4 protein-coding genes and 1 tRNA gene are annotated in these 6,257 nt (G+C 54.9%); 1 reads left to right on the top strand and 4 read right to left on the bottom strand.

The genetic code is table 11. The features are described from left to right. Positions 1-174: 174 nt before the first annotated feature. The 4 genes from Enr10x_RS10875 to Enr10x_RS10890 all read right to left on the bottom strand — a co-directional run bounded on the left by Enr10x_RS10875 (position 175) and on the right by Enr10x_RS10890 (position 5,713). Positions 175-1,074, bottom strand: a complete 900-nt coding sequence (locus Enr10x_RS10875; RefSeq protein ID WP_145108070.1) for a WD40 repeat domain-containing protein — start codon at positions 1,072-1,074, stop codon at positions 175-177. Next, a complete protein-coding gene (locus Enr10x_RS10880) occupies positions 1,071-2,741 on the bottom strand; it encodes a S41 family peptidase (RefSeq protein WP_232093308.1) in 1,671 nt (556 codons plus the stop codon). Before Enr10x_RS10880 ends, Enr10x_RS10875 begins: the two co-directional genes overlap by 4 nt. A gap of 437 nt (positions 2,742-3,178) precedes the next feature. Further along, a complete protein-coding gene (gene pepT / locus Enr10x_RS10885) occupies positions 3,179-4,411 on the bottom strand; it encodes a peptidase T (RefSeq protein ID WP_145108067.1) in 1,233 nt (410 codons plus the stop codon). A 144-nt stretch (positions 4,412-4,555) separates the two neighbouring features. Continuing rightward, complete coding sequence (locus Enr10x_RS10890) at positions 4,556-5,713, bottom strand: sialidase family protein (protein ID WP_145108064.1); 1,158 nt, start codon at positions 5,711-5,713, stop codon at positions 4,556-4,558. A 282-nt stretch (positions 5,714-5,995) separates the two neighbouring features. On the opposite strand from Enr10x_RS10890, the gene Enr10x_RS10895 reads away from it, so the two are divergent. After that, positions 5,996-6,069, top strand: a tRNA-Met gene (locus Enr10x_RS10895). The last annotated feature ends 188 nt before the right edge of the window (positions 6,070-6,257 follow it).

Consider the following 6,257-nt stretch of genomic DNA (forward strand, 5'->3'; position numbering starts at 1 on the left):
TTGAATCAACAGGAACTGAAAGTGTGACGCAAATTAAATGCTGCTGGAAGATCTTATATCATAAGCATTTGGATGGGGAGAGTCAAAATAGACCCTCGCGGTTTTCTGCATTCCTGACCAATAATACAGGGCAGTGCACATCACCACAGGTCCCCGTTTCTCCCCGGACCTCTCTCAAATCGAATCGGTCCAGTCCAGGCACTGCACCAGGCCCGACTTTGTTCCACAGACGCACCACAACCCGAAGGGGTCGCAGGCCACCTCGATGGCCTCATCCGGAATCATGCCCCCCCAGAGCAGTTTGCCCTCCTGGTTGAGCCAGTACAGCTCCTGCTCGATCGTCGCGGTCACAATCCGGTTGCCGTTAAAATCACAGGCGAGGACCTTCGGCGTTCCCTCAAATACCAGTGTTCCCGCCGAATCTCCCTCATGGTCGAAAATCAGAATACCGTAATTAAATCCGGCCAGGTAAATCCGCTTGCCGTCTCCCGACATCGCCAGCCCGCCACAGTTCGACCAGTGCTTCTCGTTCCAGATGCAGTTGCCGTCCAGATCGTGACAGCAGACGAGACCATTTTCAGCAGCACCGAGCAACCGGGGCTCGGTCATCTGAAATTCGAGGTAACTCAGCGGTTTCATGGTCTCAAAGCTGGCGACCTTCTTTTTCTGAGAATCAATCAGGATCGTTTTTCCGCTCGCCAGGCTGACGGCAACATAGTCGCCGTACGAATCCATGGCGATCGCCAGGCACTCAACGGAGAAGGAGATGGCCCAGATTACATTCAGGTCGCGGTCGAAACAACAGATATTGTTGTCGGAATAGATCGCCGCGCCCCGTTTCCCGTGATCGCTCCAGTGCACCAGCTGCACATCCTTGATCCCGCGATTCAGATGCAGGAACTGTCCCTGCCGATCCAATAAATAAAGGCCGCCGGAAATATCGGCGGCCAGTATTTCTCCGGTTTCACGTGCCAGGTCGAGCGCCAGGAGTGGCGCTTCGGTGGAAAACGACCAGCGGAGGCTGGGCGTTGTTCCTGTTCCCTGTGTCAGCCAGGCGGCACGTTCATCCATCATGGTGTTACAGCATATTGCCTTTGCAGGATTTGTAAGCCACGCTTGATATCAGAATCTGCTGCCAGTTTCTGGTCCTGTGACGCCCCATACATGGCCGTCCGCAGTTCATCCTTTTCAACCGTGATTCCGGGTTTGATCCCGATCTTACCATAAGTGTTTCCATGAGGCGAATAGAATTTAGCCGTCGTCAGACGCAAACCCGTGGATCCACGAATCGGAAAGATACTCTGTACCGACCATTTACCATAAGTCTTGCGGCCAATCACGGTCGCCCGTCGATGATCGGTCAGGGCACCGGCCACAATCTCACTGGCACTCGCACTGTTCCCATCCACTAATAATACCAGTGGAATTTTCCAGGTACCAGGGCGGTGAGCCGTGTAGCTCCAGTTCTGATCGGAAACCCGACCTTTGGTCGAAACCAGTTTTCCTTCCTCAATGAATCGATCCAGCACTTCCACAGCCGCGGAGAGCAGTCCACCAGGATTGCCACGCACGTCCCAGATCAGCGACCGCATGCCTTCGCCGTGCAGTTTCTGCAGGGCCGCATCCAGCTCCGCAGCAGAGGTCTTCTGGAAACCGGCCATTTTGATATAACCGATCCCGTTTTCACGATCGAGCATTTTCACAACCGGAAAACTTTTCACCTGAACTGCCTTGCGGGTCACGCGTGCTGAACGGATCTTTTCAGTCTCGGGACTTTCCAGTTCCAGAACCACCTGGCTGCCGGACGTTCCCCGCAACAGATTCGCTGCTGCATCGGTCGTCATGTGACGACAGTCTGTGCCATCGATGCTGACGATATGATCGCCGGCCAGCACACCCGCAGCTTCCGCAGGGCTCTCTGGCAGCACGTTGATCAGCAGCATGCCTTCACCGATCTCGGCTTTCATTTCGATACCGATGCCGACAAACTCACCTTCGATATTGTCATACAGATCGCCCAGGCGATCGGGTGTCAGAAAGCTGCTGTAATCGTCCAGGGCATTACAGCCACCGAACGTGTATTCCGCAATCACAGCCGAGTCCCGCAGTCCCAGATTCTGATACGACAGGTCACAGACCTCGTTGATCAGCTGATGGGCACCATGGAAGCCGTTTACACCTTTGTTCCAGTAGTTCTCTCTCAGGAGCCGACGCACTTTGCGAATCTTCTCCGGGGGGACTCCCCGCAGATGTGTCTTCACAAACTGATCGTTGGCCAGAGCGAGGTAGAGGCTTTCCGTTCCATGAGCGACAAACGAGGTCGTGCTCAACGGATCGACGAAATGCGACTGGATCTTCGCCAGAATTTCATCGTACAGAATAAATGAATCGCGACGGGACTGGACCAGAATCACCCTGGTAAAGCTGACGTCCTGGTAGCGGCGATCAATGCCGAAATGAATCTTGGCACGTCGCAGCCCGTATTTAATGCTGTCGTTGTCCGGCCATTCTTTAAGTGCATCTTCGTAATGCTCAATGGCCTTGATCCACTGCCGCGTCCGTTCGAACTCTTCGCCTTTGGCAATCGCCTGGCTCTGAGTCACCGGAATGACGATAGGCAGGGCCCCGGGATCTGCGTAAGCCACAGTCGTATTGACTGTCAGCAGACATCCCAGTAGTAAAACCCACAGTTGACTCGAGTGTAACCACTTAAGAAGTCGCGTCTTGGTAGATGAAAACATTGTTCCCCCTCTATATCGATGCACTCCTCCCGCAACTGAAGGCCACCACAATCAGGGCCCAACAAAGTAACCGGGATTCAAAACATCGAACCGCGTTGTACAACAAAGCTGCACAACGAATATTTAAACAGGTAGCTTGCCGATATGTTTAACATAAGCCACAAAAAAACGGTGGTCAAACAATCGTTTTCACGAAGATGCGGCAGAACCTCTCCAATCGCTACAGTTTAAAATTCATGCGCGATACTGGCGCGCCTCACGGAGATTTCCTTCAGGTACGAATTGTCTTAACTCGTTACTACATCAGGCGCAGCAGAATGCACAAGGTCTTGGTGAATTCACCAGATTCCACAGGCGGAATAACCGGAATCAGATCGAGCCGATCCGAAAAAAATGCGCGGAGGTTGCCAGAAATCCTCAACAACGCGTGAAAAACATCAACGTTCCTCGCCCCAGAGAATCGCCAGTTGCACTAACACATCAACGGCCTGCTGCATCTCTTCCACGGTCGTCCACTCCAGCGGGGAATGGGGGTTATGCTGTCCGCTGGAAAGATTGGGCGTCGGCAGTCCCTTCTCAGTCAGCAGGCTGCCGTCGGTTCCACCCCGAATGATATCCAGCTTCGGCTCCAGGCCCGCGGCACGCGTCGCTTCGATCGCTTTCTCGAGCGCCCGTGGCTCTTTCACCAGCCCGTCCCGCATGTTGCGGTACTGCTTATGCACTTCAATCTTGATCTCCGCCCGTGGAAACTTCTGCCGTAGCGGCTCGGCCAGTGAATCCAGCAGCCCGGCATACTCGGCCAGTTTTTCCGTTTCAAAATCCCGCAGGATCAGCCGGGCCGACGCTTCCGCCACGCCCCCTTCAATATGATAGGGGTGAATAAATCCATCCCGCCCGTCCGTCGTTTCCGGACTCAACGTCTCGGTCGGCAAGGATGAGATCAGATCGCTCAGAATCCGAATCGCATTCACCATCACGCCTTTACCGACCGAAGGATGCGTATTCACCCCCCGCACGGTAATCACCGCCTGATCGGCTGAGAACGTTTCCGAATCGATCCGTCCACTCCCGTCACTGTCGAGCGTATAAGCACAGCAGACGCCGAACGCCTCCAGATTCAGCTTCTCAATCCCACGACCGATCTCTTCGTCACAGGTGAAGCAAAGCCGGATCGGGCCGTGAAGAATCGATGGATCGCCCATCAGCTGTGCTGCCGCCGACATCATCACGGCCACGCCCGATTTATCATCGGCCCCCAGCAGCGTGGTCCCGTCCGTCGTAATTACGGTTTTCCCCACCATCTGTTTCAGCCGGGGTTCCTCACTGACCCGCAACACGCGCGACGGATCGCCGGGCAGCACCAGATCGCTCCCGTCGTAATTTTCATGTACGACTGGTTTCACGTTCGTCCCCGAAAATTCGGGCGACGTATCTACATGAGCCACCCAGCCGATGGCGGGCACATCTCCATCAACGTTGCCGGGAACCGTCGCCATCACGATGCCGTACTCGTTGATCGTCACATCTTCCAGCCCCAGCTGCTCACACTCTTCGCACAGCATCTTGCTCAACACCAGCTGCTTCTTCGTGCTCGGAAATGAGGGACTGGTCTCGTCCGACTGGGTATCGACTTTGACATAACGCAGAAAACGATCGAGTAAGGTATCCATCGGCAGTCACTTCATCTTTCAGAAAATAGTAAGGAGCCCGGGAGAGGACACCTGCTAACATATGCAGCCATTAGCCGCAGGGCGTTAGCCCCGGTTATCCGCTGTGGTCCAGACGCGATCTCTCGACCAGAACCACACCCTAACCTAACGTCCGGCAACAAACTGTTTTAAATCAAACGCCACGAATTCGATTTTCTGATAACCGTCCCGCTCATACAACAGACCGGCCTGACCATTTTTCAACAAAGCCAGAGAGGAATACGCGGCCGACCCCGGCGTTACCAGTCGCGCCGCCACCCAGGTCTGCCCGTCGTCTTTGCTCAACCGGACCGTCATCTTCTCCCGTTTTTTACTGGCGGGGTTGCTGAACAGAATCTTCCCCGGCGTTCCATATTTGGGAAAAGAGACGCGAATCAGACTCGCCTGGCAGACCGGCTCAATCAGCGTCGGGTCGAGCGTCACCTCGGACCAGGTCGCCCCGCCGTCGTCGGAATAGGCAATCGCCCGCCGGTTCTTCCCGTGATAGCTTCGCATATTCATCTGCAGCCGCCCGTCGGCCAGTTCCACGACCGCGCATTCATTCGTCTTTTCGCCGATCGGCTCACTCAACTGCCACGTCTTGCCATGATCATCCGAATAAATCGCATGCGACCGCCGCACCACCTTGCCGTCCAGCGTCACATTATGATCGCAGGGAATCACCAGCCGTCCTTTGTGCGGACCGCGCGTCAGCTGAATCCCGTTGCCTGGCCCGGTCGCATACCAGGTCCACTCCGGCTTCTTGGTCGTCTCCGTCACTTCATAAGGTGGCTTCCAGGACTGGCCGTCATCATCGGAATAACTCATATAGACCCGCCGCGTATCCCGACCGGTCTTCGCCTTGATCTGCTTCTCATGGTCCTTACCATGATTCCAGGTCAGCGGCAGCCAGATCCGCCCGGTTGACTCATCCACCACCGGACAGGGATTCCCACACGTGTTCTCCCCATCATTCCAGAGCACCGCGAGGGGAGACCAGGTCTTCCCGTTGTCGCTGCTCCGCTTGAGGACCAGATCAATATCCCCGCTGTCGCCCAGGTTATTCTTCCGCGCCTCGGCAAACGCCAGCAGCGTCCCCTTGGGAGTCACCAGCAGGGCCGGGATGCGAAACCCGTGATAGCCGGCTTCTCCTTTTTCAAACACAGTCGTTTTCGTCACGGTCTGCAGAGCAGGGGCCGCTTGACTGGGCGGGGCGGACCGCACCAACGTAGGAGAGAGGAACAGCAGCGAGAACACCAGACCGGAACAGAGCCATTTCTTCATGCGAGCACTCCAGAGCAAGATTCAGGGGTATCAAATGAGCAGATTGGAGTATAACGCCCCCGGAAAAGCCTCACAATCAACGAATTTCTGCGACATTTTCGAATGAAAACGGCGGTTGACTTGCGTACCCACAGGATTTTGTTAATCTTGCGACTTCTCACCGGCTTTTTTGCCGATAACGTGAGATATCTAAGGAAGTTAGCACCGGAGAAACCTTTTCTCCCGCCCGAACTTCCAGTAGGATAGGAGTGTCTGCATTGAGTACAGACCCCAACACCATCCGGCGGTGTAGCTCAGTTGGTTAGAGCAGCGGAATCATAATCCGCGTGTCGGGGGTTCGAGTCCCTCCACCGCTACTTGTGTCAGACGAAGACACGTTGAGAAAACTAAAAACGCCTGAATCCCGGCTTGGGGTTCAGGCGTTTTTTTGTTTGTATTCGTAATCAACTGATTTCGCCACCTCAGCCTGGCAAGGGTGAAGCCTGACGCGACGGCGGGACGGAGGGGAACTCGATACTATTTTAACTTAAATATCGCAATTTTT

This window comes from Gimesia panareensis (assembly GCF_007748155.1).
Taxonomy (GTDB): domain Bacteria; phylum Planctomycetota; class Planctomycetia; order Planctomycetales; family Planctomycetaceae; genus Gimesia; species Gimesia panareensis.

Coding starts and splice junctions, on each gene's coding strand:
- Enr10x_RS10875 (WP_145108070.1), bottom strand. CDS start 1,074: ATGATGGATGAACGTGCCGCCTGGCTGACACAGGGAACAGGAACAACG.
- Enr10x_RS10880 (WP_232093308.1), bottom strand. CDS start 2,741: ATGTTTTCATCTACCAAGACGCGACTTCTTAAGTGGTTACACTCGAGT.
- pepT (WP_145108067.1), bottom strand. CDS start 4,411: ATGGATACCTTACTCGATCGTTTTCTGCGTTATGTCAAAGTCGATACC.
- Enr10x_RS10890 (WP_145108064.1), bottom strand. CDS start 5,713: ATGAAGAAATGGCTCTGTTCCGGTCTGGTGTTCTCGCTGCTGTTCCTC.